At 66.6% G+C, this 17404-nt stretch carries 14 protein-coding genes; 13 read left to right on the top strand and 1 reads right to left on the bottom strand.

Annotated features, from left to right (window positions below; all coding sequences use genetic code 11):
• Positions 1 to 12: 12 nt before the first annotated feature.
• Positions 13 to 1710 carry a sulfatase-like hydrolase/transferase gene (locus KVG96_RS14055; RefSeq protein WP_217892691.1) on the bottom strand — a complete coding sequence of 566 codons (1698 nt, stop codon included), beginning with the start codon at positions 1708 to 1710 and terminating at the stop codon, positions 13 to 15.
• A gap of 392 nt (positions 1711 to 2102) precedes the next feature.
• Between KVG96_RS14055 and KVG96_RS14060 the strand changes: the two genes are divergently transcribed.
• Genes KVG96_RS14060 through KVG96_RS14120 form a run of 13 tightly spaced genes read left to right on the top strand, consistent with a single transcriptional unit; the run spans position 2103 to position 17342 of the window.
• The gene (locus KVG96_RS14060) at positions 2103 to 3455 is read left to right on the top strand and encodes a UDP-glucose dehydrogenase family protein (protein WP_217892692.1); all 1353 of its coding nucleotides are present in this window, start codon (positions 2103 to 2105) and stop codon (positions 3453 to 3455) included.
• Complete coding sequence (locus KVG96_RS14065) at positions 3452 to 4489, top strand: NAD-dependent epimerase (protein WP_217892693.1); 1038 nt, start codon at positions 3452 to 3454, stop codon at positions 4487 to 4489. The genes KVG96_RS14060 and KVG96_RS14065 overlap by 4 nt, the downstream gene beginning before the upstream one ends.
• An 18-nt stretch (positions 4490 to 4507) precedes the next feature.
• Positions 4508 to 5254 (top strand): sugar transferase, encoded by a 747-nt coding sequence (locus KVG96_RS14070; RefSeq protein ID WP_085586749.1) that lies wholly within the window; start codon positions 4508 to 4510, stop codon positions 5252 to 5254.
• Positions 5254 to 5901 carry a CpsD/CapB family tyrosine-protein kinase gene (locus KVG96_RS14075; RefSeq protein ID WP_085586748.1) on the top strand — a complete coding sequence of 216 codons (648 nt, stop codon included), beginning with the start codon at positions 5254 to 5256 and terminating at the stop codon, positions 5899 to 5901. The genes KVG96_RS14070 and KVG96_RS14075 overlap by 1 nt, the downstream gene beginning before the upstream one ends.
• 21 nt (positions 5902 to 5922) lie before the next feature.
• Positions 5923 to 6945, top strand: a complete 1023-nt coding sequence (locus tag KVG96_RS14080; RefSeq protein WP_085586747.1) for a polysaccharide biosynthesis/export family protein — start codon at positions 5923 to 5925, stop codon at positions 6943 to 6945.
• Positions 6946 to 6962: 17 nt separating this feature from the next.
• Positions 6963 to 8555: a GumC family protein gene (locus tag KVG96_RS14085; protein ID WP_085586746.1), complete on the top strand. Its 1593-nt coding sequence runs from the start codon at positions 6963 to 6965 to the stop codon at positions 8553 to 8555.
• Entirely contained in the window at positions 8552 to 9646 is a 1095-nt protein-coding gene (locus KVG96_RS14090) for a glycosyltransferase family 4 protein (protein ID WP_217892694.1), read from the top strand. The genes KVG96_RS14085 and KVG96_RS14090 overlap by 4 nt, the downstream gene beginning before the upstream one ends.
• Positions 9643 to 11013: an O-antigen ligase family protein gene (locus KVG96_RS14095; RefSeq protein ID WP_217892695.1), complete on the top strand. Its 1371-nt coding sequence runs from the start codon at positions 9643 to 9645 to the stop codon at positions 11011 to 11013. Before KVG96_RS14090 ends, KVG96_RS14095 begins: the two co-directional genes overlap by 4 nt.
• Entirely contained in the window at positions 11010 to 11978 is a 969-nt protein-coding gene (locus KVG96_RS14100) for a glycosyltransferase (RefSeq protein ID WP_217892696.1), read from the top strand. The genes KVG96_RS14095 and KVG96_RS14100 overlap by 4 nt, the downstream gene beginning before the upstream one ends.
• Positions 11971 to 13107 (top strand): glycosyltransferase, encoded by a 1137-nt coding sequence (locus KVG96_RS14105; RefSeq protein WP_217892697.1) that lies wholly within the window; start codon positions 11971 to 11973, stop codon positions 13105 to 13107. The genes KVG96_RS14100 and KVG96_RS14105 overlap by 8 nt, the downstream gene beginning before the upstream one ends.
• 16 nt (positions 13108 to 13123) lie before the next feature.
• The gene (locus tag KVG96_RS14110; protein ID WP_217892698.1) at positions 13124 to 14125 is read left to right on the top strand and encodes a polysaccharide deacetylase family protein; all 1002 of its coding nucleotides are present in this window, start codon (positions 13124 to 13126) and stop codon (positions 14123 to 14125) included.
• Entirely contained in the window at positions 14122 to 15426 is a 1305-nt protein-coding gene (locus KVG96_RS14115; protein ID WP_217892699.1) for a lipopolysaccharide biosynthesis protein, read from the top strand. The genes KVG96_RS14110 and KVG96_RS14115 overlap by 4 nt, the downstream gene beginning before the upstream one ends.
• Entirely contained in the window at positions 15423 to 17342 is a 1920-nt protein-coding gene (locus KVG96_RS14120) for a hypothetical protein (protein WP_217892700.1), read from the top strand. The genes KVG96_RS14115 and KVG96_RS14120 overlap by 4 nt, the downstream gene beginning before the upstream one ends.
• The last annotated feature ends 62 nt before the right edge of the window (positions 17343 to 17404 follow it).

The raw sequence follows: 17404 nt of genomic DNA on the forward strand, positions 1-17404 counted from the left end.
TCGCTGAAAAACCTATTGCCCCGCCGCCACGCTCGCGCCCGCCTCTCCCGGCGTCACGATGCTGCCCAGGTCGATGTGCTTCCACTCGGGCTTGGCCCCCAGCCTCGCGTTGAAGCGGTAATTGAAGGTGAAGTCGTCCTCCGTCGGCACGCTCAACGGTTTGCCGTACACCGCCTCGATGCCCGCCAGGTCGTAGCCCATCAACTGCAGCAGCGTCGGAAAAATGTTGTAGTGGCTGGAGCGATCCTTGTTCGCCGCCAGTTGCGCCGGCCAGTCCAGCGTCTGCAAACGGTCGCCCTGAATCACCACCAGCGGCACCAGCCCTTCTTCCTCCACCGGGTCGCCACCGCAATGGGTGTTGAGACCGGGGTTGCCGCGCTCGTGCAGGTCCTGGCCGTGGTCGGAGGTGTAGATCAGCACCGCGTTGTTCAGGTCGGCCTGGGCGAACACCCGCGAAAAGAACTCGCCGACGTTCCACAGCACGGTGTTCTTGTACGCGTTGCGGTACAGCGCCCAGTCGTCCGGCTGGCCGTTGAAGCCGTCGCGTTTGCCGGTGTCGGCGATTTCGGTGAACTGCCCCCGCGGCAACGCCGGACGGTAGGCCATGAACGCATCGGGGTATTTGTCGTGCACCGGGAAGTGCGCGCCGACCTTGTTGATCACCACCAGCTGCGGCGTGCCGTCGTTGAGCAGCTCGACCAGTTTGGCGGCCGCCGCCATGTCGCGGTCGCGCACGCTGGTCTGGTCGAACTGGACGAACTCGTCGATGTCCTTTTTCTCGGCGCCGTCCATCAGGTTCTGCAGGTTGCCGCCGGTGCGCTGGGCGTCGATGTACACCGTGCGCAGCCCGGCGCCTTTGGCGTACTGCCAGATCGACGGCAGGGTGCTGTTGATCCGCCGGTAGTCGGCGCGGGTGCCGCCGTAGCGCAGGGTGACGTTGGTGTCGGCGCTACAGTTGGCGATGGATGCGGCGTAGCCGTAGTTGAAGACCGCGACGCCGGGATGCGCCTCCTTGAGGTTGCTGTGCACGCCGAACGGCGCGTTGATGTCCAGGTAATTGCCGGAAATGCTCTCGTCGATGATCAGCACGATGTCGTGGCCGACCGACGCCGCGTTGCGCGCCAATGTCACCGGCTCCCGCGGCCCGACCGTGTTGTGCAGCGCCTCGTAGGCAAACAGGTTGAGGTAGGCCAACGGCGTGTACATCACCGGCAACCCCCGCGCACCCTCCCCGGCGCGCACGAACAGCACGGCGCTGAGCAACATCACCCCGCACAGCGGCGCCGCCACCCGCAGCGCATTCGGCAGCGCGAACGCACGCCGTGGCTTGAGGCCGATGCCGAGCAACAACGGCAAGCCGTTCAGCAGGCCGTGCACGATCGCATCCCGGTACTGGTACGCCGCTTCCTGGATGAAGCCGCCGGAGTACACCAGCGACACGAAACCGCTGTAGGTCAGGTAGTCGGCGGTCACCCGCATGTACACGTCGAAGAACACCGCCGAGATGAACATTGCCAATGCGAACAAATGGCGAATGAAAGTCTGACGTATATAGGCCGTAAGTAGTAATGCGAAAGTAAGCGCCAAAAACATCACGCCAAAAAGAACGACTGCAAAACTACCCCCGATAGCATTTAACCGCTCCAGGTAGTAATCGGAATAAAGCAGCAGATAGATAATTAAAAGCAGTTCTTTCAAGTATCTGAACATGGCAGTTCCGAGGGGATATCGGCGGGCACCGGTCAATAGTTTGTCGGTCAATTTCTGACACTAGCAGCAGGCCATCAAAGCGCAAGAAGTGCCGGACTTTTGCGCAAAGCGTCAAAAAAACATTGACTCAAAACTGACACACCCAAGTCGTTACAGGCCTTGAATTTTGTGGCCTACGACCGTTTATCGTTTTCTTTGAAATGTGAAAAACATGTCAAGGACGGGACAAACCCAGATACAGCAAGTACTTGATGGCCATTAGCCCCCAAAACTGGGGGTGTTATACACGTGCAACATGTCATTTTGCTGACATGCTTTTCCAACGCTGCGCTATACCCCTTTTGACAGTTCCAATTCGATCTTCCCCCCAGCGTCTTGCGAGGCACGCCAATATGGACGTGAGCGTATTCGGTACGGGTTATGTCGGCCTGATTCAAGCCGCGGCATTGGCCGATGTCGGACATCGTGTCCTGTGCATCGATATTGACCCGAACAAGATTAAACAACTTCAACAGGCTGTACCGCCCATTAGCGAGCCCGGCCTGTCGGCGACCCTTGAAGAAAACATCAAGGGCGGTCGCCTGCTGTTCAGCACCCAGGCCAGCGATGCGGTGGAACATGCCGAACTGATCTTCATCGCCGTGGGCACCCCGGCCGACGAAGACGGCTCCGCCGACCTCAGCCATGTGCTCAATGTGGCGCGGCAGATCGCCGGCGTGATGGAGGCCGACCGCACGCTGATCATCAAGTCCACGGTGCCGGTCGGCACGGCGGACCAAGTGGCCGCCACCGCCGCCGAAGAGCTGCAGCGGCGCGGCAAGGGCAGCCTCAAGGTGCGGATGGTGTCCAACCCCGAGTTCCTCAAGGAAGGCAGCGCCCTGGCCGACTGCATGCGCCCGGACCGGATCATCATCGGCACCCGCGACGCCCAGGCCCGCGAGCAGATGAGCGAACTGTACGCACCGTTCTGCCGCAACCACGAAAAGCTGATGTTCATGGACAACCGCAGCGCCGAGCTGACCAAGTACGCGGCCAACGCGATGCTCGCCACCCGCATCAGCTTCATGAACGAGCTGGCCAACCTCACCGAACGGTTGGGCGCCGACATCGAAGCGGTGCGCAAGGGCATCGGCTCCGACCCGCGCATCGGCTACCACTTCATCTACCCCGGCTGCGGCTTCGGCGGCTCGTGCTTTCCCAAGGACCTGCGCGCCCTGCTGCACACCGCCGAACACAACGGCATGCCGCTCAAACTGCTGCGCAGCGTCACCGACGTCAACGACCGCCAGCGGCACATCCTGTTCAGCAAGCTCAAGGCGCAGTTCCCCGAAGGCCTGGCCGGCAAGTCCATCGCCGTCTGGGGCCTGGCGTTCAAGCCCAACACCGACGACATGCGCGAAGCGCCCAGCCGCTACCTGATGGAAGCGCTGTGGGCCGAAGGCGCCAGCGTGCAAGCCTACGACCCGGAAGCCATGGCCGAGTGCCGGCGCCTCTACGGTTTCCGCGACGACCTGCACCTGTGCGCCACCCGCGACGACACCCTGGAGGACGCCGATGCCTTGGTGATCTGCACCGAGTGGAAAAACTTCCGCGTGGTGGACTTCGACCTGCTGGCCGAGAAGCTGCGGGCGAAAGTCATCATCGACGGTCGCAACCTCTACAACCCCGAACACGTGGCGGCGGCCGGCCTGCACTACAGCGGCATCGGCCTGCGCCACATCGCCCCCGAAGGGCTGCAGCCATGAAGGTCCTGGTCACCGGCGCGGCCGGTTTCATCGGGGCCCACTGCGTGCTGCGGCTGATCCGCGACGGGCACGACGTGCTCGGCCTGGACAACTTCAACGGCTACTACGACCCGCAGCTCAAGCACGACCGCGTGCGCTGGGTGAGTCACGAGGCCGGGGACTTTCCGCTGGTGACGACTGATCTTGCCGACGCCCCGGCCATCGAGGCGCTGTTCGCCCGCGAACGGCCGCAGGTGGTGGTGCACCTTGCCGCGCAGGCCGGAGTGCGCTACTCGCTGGAGAACCCGCGGGCGTATCTGGACAGCAACCTGGAAGGCTTCCTGAACATTCTGGAAAGTTGCCGGCGCCACCCGGTCGAGCATCTGATCTACGCCTCGTCCAGCTCGGTGTACGGCGCCAACCAGCACACGCCTTACTCGGTGCAGGACGGGGTCAACCACCCGCTTTCGCTGTACGCCGCCACCAAGAAGGCCAACGAACTGATGGCCCACAGCTACAGCCACCTGTTCGGCATCGCCTGCACCGGCCTGCGCTTTTTCACCGTCTACGGGCCTTGGGGCCGGCCGGACATGTCGCCGATCCAGTTCGCCCGGGCGATCAGCGAAGGCCTGCCGCTGAAGCTGTTCAACTACGGCCGGCACCAGCGCGACTTCACCTACATCGACGACATCGTCGAGAGCATCGCACGCCTGATCGACCGCGCGCCCCACGCCAACGGCGCCTGGGACCGCGACCGGCCCGACCCCGCCAGCAGCATGGCGCCCTGGCGCCTGTTCAACATCGGCGGCCAGCACCCGGTGGAACTCAAGACCTACCTGGCGCTGCTGGAAAAACACCTCGGCCAAAAGGCCGTGGTCGAGCTGTTGCCCCTGCAACCGGGCGACGTGCTCAACACCTGCGCCGAGGCCAGCGACCTGGCCCGGGCCACCGGGTTCCAGCCCCGGATAGAGCTGGATGAGGGACTGGGGCGCTTCATCGCCTGGTTCCGCGAGTACTACCCCACAGCCTATCGCCCACGCGCCGCGCGCGGCTGATCATCCGCGGAGGAATCCATGACTGGACATGAGAAAGGTGTACCGATCCAACAGCTCTACCGCGACAAACGCATGGATCCGGAACAGCGAATGCGCCTGGACAGCGCGATCCACCGCCAGGGGCGCGGCTGGGTCACCGGCCGCGAGGGCGGACGGCCCTGGACGCTGTCGCGCACCAACCGGGTGGTCGCCTGCCTCGGCGCCCTGGTCATCCTGCTGCTGATTTCCCCGCTGCTGCTGGGCCTGGCCCTGACCATCAAGCTCACCAGCCCGGGGCCTGTGATGTTCGTGCAAAAGCGCACCGGCTACCGCGGCCGCAAGTTCGGCATGTACAAGTTCCGCACCATGGTGGCCAACGCCGAAGAACTCAAGGAGTCGCTGCGCCACCTGAACAAGCACGGCGCCGACGCCATCGACTTCAAGATCGACAAGGATCCGCGCATCACCGGCATCGGCGGCTTCCTGCGCCGCAGCAGCCTCGACGAGCTGCCCAACCTGTTCAACGTGGTGACCGGCGACATGCGCCTGGTCGGCCCCCGCCCGACCTCCTTCAACGCCTACCGCTACAAGGACAGCCACCTGGCGCGCCTGAGCATCTACCCCGGCATGACCGGCCTGTGGCAGATCTCCGGGCGCAGCGACGTCGACTTCGACCAACGGGTGGAGATGGATCTGAGCTACATCGCCGAGCAGAGCCTTTTGCTTGACCTGAAGATCCTGGTGAAAACCCCCTTCAAAGTATTCAGCGGCCACGGAGCAAGCTAATGGACGGTTCAACCAACAAAAGCCTGAGCATTGCCAGCCCCAGCGAGTCGAACCTGACCTCGACCGTGCTGGACCTGGATCTGCGGATCCTGTTCCTGACCGCCGCCAACCCCGGTGCGGGCACCACCACCAGCGCCCTGGCGCTGGCCAGCCAACTGGCGCAGATGAGCAGCGGCCTGGTGCTGCTGGTGGACGCCAGCCAGTCGGCGACCAACCTCACCCAGCAACTGAACCTGGGCAAGGAGCGCGGCCTGCGCGAACTGCTGTTCAACGAAGAGAACCCGCCGCTGCTGCAGGACTGCGTGGTGCAGGTGTCGAGCCTTCCGTTTCACGTGCTGCCCAACGGCCGGCCGATCCGCACCATGGAGCGCCTGACCCCAGAGCGCCTCGGCCCGCTGCTCGATCAGTTGGGCAGCCAGTACCGCTTCGTGGTGATCGACGGCGACGCGGTGTACTCGGCCGCCGACACCCTGGTGCTCGGCACCCAGGCCGACGGCGTGGTGTTTGTGGTGCGGGCCGAAGACACCCGCTGGGAAGTGGCCCAGGCCGCCGTGCAGCGGCTGACCCAGGCCGGGGCGAAAGTGGTCGGCAGCGTGTTCAACCGCCGCAAGTACTACATGCCCAAATGGCTGTACAAAAACCTGTGAGCCACCGCGAGGGATGACGCCATGAACGCGAAAATGCTTGTGCTGCTGTTGCTCCCGCTCGCCGGCTGCTCCAGCACCTCCGACACCCTGACCATGCCGGTGAACATTCTCACCGCGCCGCCGGCCAACGCCCAGGCCACCGACATGCCCAAGGTCGAGCAGACCCTGCGACCGCAAGATGTGCTGGACGTGATCTTCCACATCAGCACCAGCGGCTCGGACGCCTACCGCATCCAGTCCGGCGACCAGATCGGCCTGAACTTCACCGCCGCCAGCCAGCTCAACGGCAACCAACTGGTGCTGCCCGACGGCACCATCGAACTGCCCGGCGCCAACACTCAGGTGAAAATCGCCGGGCTGACCAGCGACGAGGCCCGCCAGGAAATCCAGCGCGCCTACAACCGCAAGGCGCTGTTCCAGCCCAACCGCAACCAGTTGACGGTGCAGGTCATCAGCCCGCTGACCAACGAGCAGAACCTCAAGAGCGCCCTTAACCATCCGGCCACCGGCATGAGCCGCGAGATCACCGTGGGCACCGACGGTTACGCCAGCTTCCCGGAAATCGGCGCCGTGCCGCTGCAAGGCATGACCGTCAACCAGCTGGAAACCTTCCTCAACCAGAAGTACGCGCAACTGCCGGGCCGGATGACCGTGGACGTGCTGCTCAAGTCCACCGCCGGCAACGAGATCTACGTGCTGGGCGAAGTCGGCCAGCCGGGTTCCTACCCGATCCGCCGGCCGGTCTCGGTGCTTGAGGCCCTGACCCTGGCCCGCGGCACCAACGTCAAGGCGCGCCTGGACTCGGTGATGATCATGCGCCGCAACGGCAACCAGGTGCAGGCGGTGCGCTACGACGTCGAGAAGGCGCTGGCCGGCGACGCGTCGCAGATCGCCTACCTGCAGCCGGACGACATGCTCTACGTGCCGAAGACCAAACTGGCCAGCGCCGGCGAACTCGCCCGGCAACTGGCCGACGTGGTGCTGTTCCAGGGCGTGGGGTTCAGCTTCGGCTACCGCGTCGACAACAAAAACAGCAACAACTGAACCTCGGGTGACCGGCCATGAATCCAAAGGAAAACTACCTGCATGAGTTCTTCAGGATCTTCTTCGCCAACAAGCGGCTGGTGAAGCGTGTCTTCCTGATTTTCGCGGTGATCGCCCTGGCGCTGCCCCTGGTGCTCAAACAGAGCTTCGACATCACGGCCCAGGTGATCGTGCAGTCCAAGAAACTCTCCCAGGGCGATGCCTCCACGTCGCTGACCGTGGACAACGCCACGTTCATCCCGCCGTCGCTGGCGGACATGGAGACCGAAAGCAACATCCTGCGCTCGCCGGCGCTGATCCGTCAGACCATCGGCGAACTGCGGGACAAGGGCGAGTACACCCCGTCGCCGGGGATGTTCAACCGCCTGGTGAGCGAGCCGTTCAAGCGCTACGTCAGCTCGCCGCTGCGCGAACATGTGATCAACCCGCTGCGCGGCCTGCTCGGGCTTGAGACCGATCCGGTGCGCGACACCGCGCTCGACGCGCTCACCCAACAAGCCATCGACAGCCTGAAGATCGAGACCCTGCCCGGCTCCAACGTGATCTCGGTCATCTACAGCTTCCCGGATCCGCACCAAGGCACGACCTTCGTCGCCGCCCTGCTGCAGAACTATCTGGTCAGTCGTCAGGCCTTGCAGTCGATCGACCTGCCGCAATCGTTCTACGAGTCCAAGAAGCACCTGTACCAGGTGCGCCTGGACGGCCTCGAAGGCACCCGCCAGGCGTTGCTGGAAAGCGTCGGCTCGTCGGATCCGAAGGAGGAGATCACCTTCCGCCTCAACGCGATCAACACCGAAGAGCAAGCGCTGAACCTGTACCAGGACCGCCTGCTGCAAAGCCAGCGCTGGCTCGAGTACCTCAAGACCGCCCTGGCCGCCGCCAGCAGCAACAAGCTGGATGACTACTCGTTCCCCTACACCTTCACCACCACCGTGGACAACGTGGCGTTCGAAGACCGCGAGATCAAACAGCTGGGCGAGCAACTGACCACCCAGGTCAGCCGCTACATGAACGACCTGGCGGTGTTCCGCCCCGGCAGCGAACCGATGCTGCTGACCCGCGAGCAGATCGCCCGCACCCGCGCGCAGTTCCTCAAGATCGTCAGCAACCGCATCCAGGAGCGCACCAACGACCTGGCGGTGGTCACTCAGGTGATCAATCAGAAGACCGAGCGCATCGCCCAGTTCAAGGAACGCATCCGCCAGTTGCAGCAAACCCAGAGCAAGCTGCGCCAGATGGACACCGAGATCGACGCCCTGCACGCCGCGTTCTCGACCTACGCCCAGCGCTTCGCCGAAAGCAGCACCACCCGCTCGCTCAACGACGACCTGTCCAACGCCCGGGTGCTCAGCCCGCCGTTCGAACCGACCGAGCCGGCGTTCCCCAAACCGCTGCTGATCATTCCGTTCGGCCTGTTCACCGGGCTGCTGCTGGCGATCGCCCTGGTCTATGTGCGTGAGTTCTTCGACCACCGCTTCAAGCACCCTGCGCAGATCAGCCACGAACTGGGCGTGCCGGTGCTGCTGGTGATCAACGACCAGAACGCGCTGCCGGGCAACCCGCACAAGAACTGGACCGTGCCGAGCTTCCTGCATTGGGTGCGCAATTGAACGGGCCGTCTTCAGCCAACACCGCCCTGCCGATCATTCATTTGCTCAGCAGCGGCGGCTTCTACGGCGCCGAACGGATGCTGCTCGACCACTGCGTGGCCACGCCGGGCCGGCATCAGGTGATGTTCCTCGACGCGCCGCCGGAGCTGATCATGCGCTTTCGCCAGGCCGGGGTCGACGCCCAGGGCTGCACGGGCTTCACCGCCCTGCTGCGGCACCTGCGCCAGCGGCGCGGCGAACACCCGCTGATCAACACCCACAACTTCAAGGGGCTGCTGTTCGGCTGGCTCGCCGCGACCCTGCTGCGCCTGCCGCTGGTGATCACCCAGCACGGCTTCACCCCGCGCAGCCGCAAACAGAAGTTCTACACCTGGCTGAGCCTGCAGCTGTGCCGCACCGCGTCGGTGAACCGGGTGGTGTGCGTGGCCGAAAGCATCGCCGCCCTGCACCGCCAGGCCAGCGTGCGCGCCGAAAAGCTGCAGGTGATCCCCAACGGCCTGCCGGCGGCGGAGGCTGCCCGCAAGGCGCGGGCCGGCCGTCAGCGCCAGCTCGCCGGCTACGTCGGGCGGCTGAGCAGCGAGAAAGGCCCGGACCTGTTTCTCGACGCGCTGATCCCGTTGTGCCTGCACCACCCGCAGCTCGACGCGGTGATGCTCGGCGAAGGCCCGGAACGTGAGTCCCTGCAAGCGCGGATCGACGCCGCCGGCCTGCACCAGCGCATCCGCCTGCCGGGCTATCAGACCGACATGCGCCGCTGGTGGCGGCTGCTCGACGCGCTGGTGATCAGCTCGCGCACCGAAGGCACGCCGATGATCCTGCTGGAGGCGATGCAGACCGGCGTGCCAGTGGTGGCGTTCGGCGTCGGCGGGATCCCCGATGTGCTGGAGCACCGGCACAACGGCCTGATGGCGGCCCCCACCGACACCGCCGCCCTCGCCCGCCAGCTCGACAGCCTGCTGACCGACCCGGTGCTGGCCCGGCACCTGCGCGACAACGCACGGCGCACGCAACAGGACCGCTACGACCTCAAGGCCCTGGCCGAACGCTGGTCGCAGCTGTACATCCGCACGGCACGGGAGGCACGCGCATGATTGTCCCGCTCTCGATCGTCAGCCTGCTCGGCCTGGTCTGCATCGCCCTGCTGGCCAGCCCTTATCCGTACCTGGCGCCGGGGGCGGTGCTCGGCCTGGTGGGGGTGGCGGTGCTGTACCGCAAGCCGGCCTGGGGCCTGCTCGGCATCGCCGCGCTGGTGCCGTTCGAGGGCTTCTTCAAGGACAGTTCGCTGTCGGGCAGCAAGCTGCTCGGCGCGTCCCTGGCCTTGATCCTGATGCTGCAACTGGCGCTGCACCAGCTGCCGTCCGAGCGCCTGCGCAGCAATGTCTGGCGGTTCCTGATCGGTTTCATGGCCCTGTACCTGCTGAGCCTGCTCGACACCGACGACATGGGCATGTCCCTGGGGCACCTGCGCGAGTTGAGCGTCGGCCTGATCCTGTTCGTCATCACCCTGCTGATCGGCCGTGAGCTGAACCTGGACCTGTTCGCCCGGCTGGTCACCCTGAGCGTCAGCGCGACCTGCGCCCTGGCCATGTTCTCCGCGAAGTTCCAGGATCAGGGCCGCGCCGCCGGCCTGCTCGAAGACCCCAACGCCTTCGCCCTGCTGATCGCGTTCGCCGTGCCCCTGGGCCTGCTGCTGGTGATCCGCAGCCCGAACCTGTTGCACCGGCTGTTCTGGGGCGGTTGCTGCCTGCTGTTGCTGGGCGGCATGACCAAGACCGAATCCCGTTCCGGGCTGGTGGTGCTGGCCCTGAGCCTGGTGATCGGCTGCTGGCACTACCGTGCGCAGCTGTCGCGCATCCGGCCGCGTCACCTGGGCTTCGCCATGCTCGGCGCAGCCATCGTGATTCCGCTGGCGATCTACGCGATGCCCGCCGGCTACCTGGCGCGCATCCAGTCCCTGAGCGTGCTCAGCGCCGGGGCCCGCGGCCACGATGACGAATCCCTGGGCCGGCGCGCCTCGTACATCGTGGTCGGCGGCCAGATGATCCGCGAGAACCCCTTGCTCGGCTCCGGCCCCGGCACCTTCCCGCTGCACTACGCCACCACCGGCTACGCCAAGGCGTTTTCCGCCAACCGCAAGATCGGCGACCTCTACCGCCGCGCGCACAACACCTACCTTGAGATATTCAGCGAGCTGGGGATCCCGGCGGGCCTGCTGTTCGTCGGCATGCTCGCCCAGGGCCTGTACAACCTGGTCCGCGCGCGGCGGGCGTGGATGCAGCGGCGCGACTGGGAGCAGGCCGACCTGATGACCCACCTGGGGGTGAGTTTCCTGTCGCTGACCCTGTTCCTCATGTTTCTCAGCGCGCCGAACCAGAAGTACGTGTGGATCATGCTGGCGCTCGCCAGCGTCCTTCGCCTGAAGGCCGAACAGGCGCCGCCAAGGGAGGCCCGCCCATGACCCGGATCAGTATCGTCATCCCGATGTTCAACGAGGCGCGGCACATCGGCCGCACCCTGCTCGCGGCACAGAAGGCCGCACTGGCGGCCGGCGTCGAGTGCGAGCTGATCGTGGTCGACAACGGCTCCACCGACGACGGCCCGCAGATCGCCCGCCGGTTCGGCGCCCAGCTGCTGGTGCTGCCGGGGCTGATGATCGGCGCCCTGCGCAACCGCGGCACCGCCCGCGCCACCGGCGAATGGCTGGCGTTCATCGACGCCGACATCGAGATGCCCGAAGACTGGCTCGGCCCGCTGTTCGCCACCGAAGCCGTGGGCACCGCCGACGTGTTCGGGCTGGACCTGCACACCCCCGCCGCCGCCCCGTGGTACGCCGTGGCCTGGCAGCGCCGCACCCTGCGTCCGCAGACCCACGTCGCCCACGCGGTGGACTGGCTGCCCAGCGCCAACCTGCTGATGCGCCGGCGCTGGTTCGACCAGGTCGGCGGGTTCGACGAAAACCTGCGCACCGGCGAAGACAAGGAGTTCACCCTGCGCCTGCACGAACAGGGTGCGCGGCTGCTGTCGGTCAACGAAAGCGTGGCCCTGCACTGGGGCTACGAAATGAACTGGCGCGAATGGATGGGCAAGGAAATGTGGCGCCAGGGCAGCCACCTGCAGTTGCTGCGCACCCACGGCGTGAGCCTGCGCCTGCTGCGCTTCCCGTTGCTGTCGCTGGCCGCGTGGCTGCTGGACCTGTTGGCGGTGTCGGCCCTGCTCAATGGCTTTCCCCATCACGCGGCGATCATGGTGCTGCTGACCACCCTGCCGGCGCTGGCGCTCAGCGTGCGCCAGAGCAGCCGCCACCGCCACCTCGGCCTGACCCTGCAACTGTGGGGGCTGCACTGGGTGCGCCTGCACCTGGCCGGGGCCGCGTTCATTCTCAGTCTGTGTCATTGGACCGCCAGGAGGCCTGCCCGTGGCTGAATTCATTTTCTGGATGTGCCTGCTGCTGCCGGTGTACGCCTATGTCGGCTATCCGCTGCTGCTGACCCTGCTCGCGCCGCTGTTCCCGGCCTGGCGCCACACCCCGGCGCCGCCGCTGAACGTCAGCGTGGTGATCGCCGCCCACAACGAGGCGCGGCACATCGAGCACAAGCTGCGCACCCTGCTGGCCCAGGACTACCGGCCGGCCACGCTGCAGATCATCCTGGCCAGCGACGGCTCCACCGACGACACCGTGGCCCGCGCCCGCACGGTCGACGACCCGCGCATCACCGTGCTCGACCTGCCGCGCCAGGGCAAGGCCGCCACCCTCAACGCCGGCGTGGCGCAGAGCAGCGGCGACATCCTGGTGTTCACCGACGCCGACAACCAATGGTCGCTCGACACCCTCGGCCACCTGCTGGCCCCCCTGAACGATCCGCAGGTCGGCGCCTGCGCAGGGCACATGGTGATCCCGGTCACCGGCGGCGGCCTGAGCGTCGGCGACAGCCTCTACCGGCATTACGAAGGCTGGCTGCGCCGGGTCGAGAACCGCACCGGCTGCATGGTCTCGGCCGACGGCGCGCTGCTGGCCCTGCGCCGCGAACTGTTTGAGAACGTGCCGGCGGAAGTCAACGACGACTTCTTCCTCAGCACCTGCGCACCGGCGAAGTTCAAGCGCATCGTCTACGTGCCCGAAGCCCAGGTGATCGACCACGGCGTGGACGATGCGGACAAACAGTTCCGCCGCCGCCAGCGCGTCACCGTCGGCGGCCTGCAAAGCCTGGCCCAGCGCCGTGAGCTGCTCAACCCGCTCAAGCACGGCCTGTACGCCCTGGCCCTGATCAGCCACAAGCTGATCCGCCGCCTGGCGCCGGTCCTGCTGCTGCCGTTGCTGCTGAGCAACTTCTGGCTGTGGGACGACCACGGTTTCTATCGCCTGAGCCTGCTGGCGCAGCTGCTCGGCTATGCCGCCGCCGTCGCCGGCCTGCTGGATTCGCAACACCGCCTCCCCAAACCGTTCCGCCTCGCGGCGTTCCTGCTGGTGACCCTGGCAGGCATGAGCATCGGCCTGTGGCAGTTCTTGCGCGGCCAACGCTACGCCCAGTGGAACCCTGAACAAAACCGATAAGAGAGAGGGCACAGCCATGGCGATCAAACAACTGATAAAACGCACCAGTGGCTGGCTGTACCTCAATTCGTCCGTGGGGCGAAACCAACTGCACGGCGCCGGGGTGATCCTGATGCTCCACCGGGTGCTGGCCAACGACCGCGCCGCCGACCTGCCGCACCGCAACGAACTGTGCGTGGGATCCAAGGCGTTCGAGCACCTGCTGGTGTGGCTTCGGCGCCATTTCGATTGCGTGCCGCTGATGGAGATCCTGCAGCCCAACGCGCTGCGCACCGAGCGCCCGCAGGTGGCGCTGACCTTCGACGACGGCTGGCGCGACAACGCGGTCAACGCCTTCGCGCTGCTGCAAAAGCATCAGGTGCCGGCAAGCGTGTTCCTGTCCACCGACTTCATCGGCAGCCGCCAGCGCTTCTGGTGGGAAAGCGTCGGCGAGACCCTGTGGGGCAGTCACGGCGAGAAGCCGCGCCAGCACCTGATCGAATGCCTGCATGCCATCGGCCATCCGCTGCCGGTGCTGGTGGACGACATCGACGTCAACCGGCGCAGCCTGTCGTTGCTGCATTACCTGCAAGGCCTCAAGACCCTCGACCCGGCCATGCTCGAACGCCTGACCGACGAGTGCCCGCAAGAGGCGCTGCCCCAGGCGCTGGACTGGCACCAGGTGCGCGCGATGGAGGCGTCCGGGCTGGTGCGCTTCGGCCCCCACGGCGCCAGCCACGCGATCCTCACCGGCCTGGACGACGTGCGCCTGAACGAAGAGATCAGCCGCAGCCGCACCGCCCTGCACAACGGCTGCAACCGGCCGCTGCCGGTGTACTGCTACCCCAACGGCGACAACGATGCGCGAGTGCGCGAACACGTCGCCAACCATGACTTCCCGTTCGCCCTGGGCACCGGCACCGGCATCTACCGCGGCGCGGGCGATCCGCTGAACCTGCCGCGCTTGGGCGTCAGCCAGCGCACCGCGCGCAACCCGGAGCTGCTGTCGTGGCGGATCTTCCGCGGGGCGCGGCCATGAGCCGAGGCAACTACCTGCGCCACCTGGCCCTGAGCATGGGCACCAAACTGGCGATGATCGGCCTGCGCCTTTTGCGCAACGTGCTGCTGGCGCGGATCCTGGGCCCCAGCGAGCGCGGGCTGTTCGCCCTGCTCAGCACCCTGCCGGACCTGATCAGCGCGGCCACCAGCGGCGGGCTCAATTCGGCGGTGGGCTATCAGGCGGCCAAACAGCGGCCGATGGGCCTTTTGCTCAGCCAGGTGCTGGTGTTCGGCTGTCTGCTGGCGGGGCTGATGACCTTGCTGGTGGTGGCGCTGGTGCGTGAATTCGGCGCTGAGCTGGATGTGACGGTGCAACTGGGCCTGCTGGCCTGGCTGTTGCTGCTGGCGGTGCCGCTGACGGTGCTCAAGAGCGGCCTGCTGACCCTGCACAACGCCTCCGGCGGCGTGGTGGCGTTCAACGCCTTGCGGCTGGTGGAGTCTTTGGCGCCGCTGCTGCTGTTCCTGGCGCTGTTCTGGATGTGGAAGGAGTCGGCGCTGGAGGCGGCGCTGATCAGTTGGCTGACCGGCATAAGCCTGGTGGTGCTGGCCGGCTGGGTGTGGCTGCGGCGCGCGCAGCCCGTGCGCCTGCAATGGGACCGCGCCAGCCAGAACGAACTGCTGCGCTACAGCGCCCGCAGCCATCCGGACCTGTTGTTCCAGCAGGTGATCCTGCGCTCGGATTACCTGTTCATCGGCGCCCTGCTCGGCAGCGCCGCGCTGGGCCATTACGCCATGGCCAGCGCCGCCGCCGAACTGTTGCTGATCGTCCCGGAAGCGGTGACCACGCCGCTGATGAAACGCCTGCTACAGCAGGACGAAGGCATGGACCGGCTCACCCCGCTGGCCCTGCGCCTGACCGCCACGGTGATGCTCGGCGCTTGCCTGACGATGGCGCTGATCGGCCAATGGCTGATCGTCACCTTGTTCGGCGCCGCCTACCAGCCGGCCTACCCGGCCCTCCTGGCGTTGCTGCCGGGCCTGCTGGGGCTGTGCTACGCGAGCATCCTGCGCCTGGACCTGCTGGGCAAGAACCGCCCCGGCACGGTGTCGCTGCTGATGGGCCTGGGCGCGCTGCTCAACCTGGCGCTGAACCTGCTGCTGATCCCCGCCTACGGCATCGTCGGCGCGGCGGCGGCCTCGTCCATCGCCTACCTGGCGGTGACGGTGGCGATGCTGGTGCTGTATTGCCGGCTGAGCGGCGTGCCGTTCTGGAAGACCCTGATCATCCTGCCCGGCGACGTCGCGCCGATGTGGCTGATGCTGCACAGGAAAACCGCATGAGAAGCCTGGCCCTGCTGCTCGGCCTCGGCCTGTCGCTGGACGCCTTCGCGGCAGCGATGCGCTGGGGCGACATCCGCGACGGCAGCCTGTACCTGCAGGCGGACCGCCCGGACACGCTGACCGTGCGCTGGGCGCCGGCCTGGCAGGCCGACGCCAACGAAGAGCACCTGTACCTGCTCGACGGCCAGGGCAAGCTGCAAGGCGAGCGGCTGATCGCCGCCAGCGAGACCCGCGGCAGCCAGAGCTGGCCCCTGGCGCCGGGCGCGGCCAGTTACCGGCTGGAGATCCCCGGCTACAGTTTCCGCAATTACCGGGTCGAGCACGACGAACGCACCGTCGCCCTGTTCGCCCCGGCCAAGGTGCATTTCTGCGCCGAGACCCGGGACGGCGACACCCTTTACTTCAAAGTCGCGCCGGGGGAACGTGCGATCCTCGCGGGCAAGTTCCACGGCGGCGTCGACGCCCTGCAAGCGCAGCGGGTCGGCGACGGGCAGGTCCTGACGCTGAAACTGTTGCCGTACCCGGCCTATTGGCAGTTCGATCAGGTGAGCTTGCCGGTCAGCGACCGCGAACAGCTCTGGCGCCTGCGCCTGCAAGGCAGCGGCAAGGCGGCGTTCTGGCTCGACGGCACGGCCAACCTGTTCGCGCAGGCTCCCGGGCAGCTCAAACCGCTGCGCGAAGACGACGGCCAGACCCGCCTCACCCTGCACGACAAAGTCCTGGGCCGCACGCCGGACCTGGGCGTCGCCCTGCCCTACGTGCTGCCGCCGCCCGCCAGCCATGCCGTGCTCGATGCGCTGAAGCCGGCGGCGGCCAGTTACTACAGCTTCGTCGACGTGACGGCGAAGAACCCGCATTTCGAAGACGTCTTCCGCCAGGCCTATCAGGAACGCTTCGGCATCCGCCAGGACATCACCCTGCTCGCCGGCAGCCAGCGCCAGGCCGACCTGCGCGCCGACACGCAAAGCAACGGCGGCCTCGACGCCTGGCTCGCCGGCACCCGTGCGCTGGGCGGCAAGGGCACCCACTACATCGGCTTCGCCGACGAACCGAACCTCAACTACGCCAGCTACGAGCAGTACCGGGCGATCTTCGCCAGCATGGCCCGCCAGGTGCGCAGCGATCCGGCCAACGCCGCAGCCGGCGTGCGCATCGCGATGCCGGCCAGCTCACGGCTGGTCAACGGACCGTTCGCCGACCACGCGGCGGACAAGCGCGGCCTCGACTGGGCGCGCCGGCTGCTGGACGAATCCGCCGCCCAGGTCGATGCCCTGGCCTGGCACGAATGGATGATCCGCGACCTGCTCGCCACCCGCACCTACCGCGACAGCGTGCAGCGCGCCGCGCAACTGGTCGGGCTGGATGCCCACGGCGCGCCGCGCAAGGCGCTGCTGCTGGACCAGACCAACCTGTCCAGCGGCTCCAGCCTGAGCCCCTACGATCAGGACACCCACTACGCTTCGCTGTGGTGGGCGTCGGTGGTGATCAACGCCTCCCAGGACGGCCTGCTGACGATGCTCAACTGGTTTCAGGCCGCCGATGAGCCGCAGTACCCCAAAGGCATGATCCGGGTGCCGGGCGACGACCGCTTCGAACTCAAGCCGGTGGGCCTGGCTCAGCAGTTCATCCGCCAGCACTGGCTGCACCAGGTGCTGTGGCTGGACAACGACGCCTTCGAGGTCGATGCGCTGGCGATGGCCGGCGACGACCAACGCTCGCTGCTGGGCGTGAACAAAGGCACACGCCTGCAACGGGTGGACCTGAGCGGCGCCAAGTGCCCGCTGAACAACGGTGCCCTGCGCTACTTCGGCGCCGACAACCGCAGCCGCGACGCACCCTTTCGCTGCCAGGACGGCCGCGTGCGCTTCGACCTGCCGGGACAGACCCTGTTCGCCCTGCGCTGGAGCGCTTCATGACCGCCCTTGTGATGTTCTGCCGCGCAGGCCTTCGGCCGCGCCCTGCACCGTCATCAGGAGTG

The sequence above is a fragment of the Pseudomonas ekonensis genome (genome assembly GCF_019145435.1).
GTDB classification, from domain to species: domain Bacteria; phylum Pseudomonadota; class Gammaproteobacteria; order Pseudomonadales; family Pseudomonadaceae; genus Aquipseudomonas; species Aquipseudomonas ekonensis.

Excerpts from the sequence above, each read along its gene's own strand:
- KVG96_RS14115 (WP_217892699.1), top strand. The coding sequence starts at position 14,122 with ATGAGCCGAGGCAACTACCTGCGCCACCTGGCCCTGAGCATGGGCACC.
- KVG96_RS14095 (WP_217892695.1), top strand. The coding sequence starts at position 9,643 with ATGATTGTCCCGCTCTCGATCGTCAGCCTGCTCGGCCTGGTCTGCATC.
- KVG96_RS14100 (WP_217892696.1), top strand. The coding sequence starts at position 11,010 with ATGACCCGGATCAGTATCGTCATCCCGATGTTCAACGAGGCGCGGCAC.
- KVG96_RS14080 (WP_085586747.1), top strand. The coding sequence starts at position 5,923 with ATGAACGCGAAAATGCTTGTGCTGCTGTTGCTCCCGCTCGCCGGCTGC.
- KVG96_RS14060 (WP_217892692.1), top strand. The coding sequence starts at position 2,103 with ATGGACGTGAGCGTATTCGGTACGGGTTATGTCGGCCTGATTCAAGCC.
- KVG96_RS14075 (WP_085586748.1), top strand. The coding sequence starts at position 5,254 with ATGGACGGTTCAACCAACAAAAGCCTGAGCATTGCCAGCCCCAGCGAG.
- KVG96_RS14085 (WP_085586746.1), top strand. The coding sequence starts at position 6,963 with ATGAATCCAAAGGAAAACTACCTGCATGAGTTCTTCAGGATCTTCTTC.
- KVG96_RS14055 (WP_217892691.1), bottom strand. The coding sequence starts at position 1,710 with ATGTTCAGATACTTGAAAGAACTGCTTTTAATTATCTATCTGCTGCTT.
- KVG96_RS14110 (WP_217892698.1), top strand. The coding sequence starts at position 13,124 with ATGGCGATCAAACAACTGATAAAACGCACCAGTGGCTGGCTGTACCTC.
- KVG96_RS14065 (WP_217892693.1), top strand. The coding sequence starts at position 3,452 with ATGAAGGTCCTGGTCACCGGCGCGGCCGGTTTCATCGGGGCCCACTGC.
- KVG96_RS14120 (WP_217892700.1), top strand. The coding sequence starts at position 15,423 with ATGAGAAGCCTGGCCCTGCTGCTCGGCCTCGGCCTGTCGCTGGACGCC.
- KVG96_RS14070 (WP_085586749.1), top strand. The coding sequence starts at position 4,508 with ATGACTGGACATGAGAAAGGTGTACCGATCCAACAGCTCTACCGCGAC.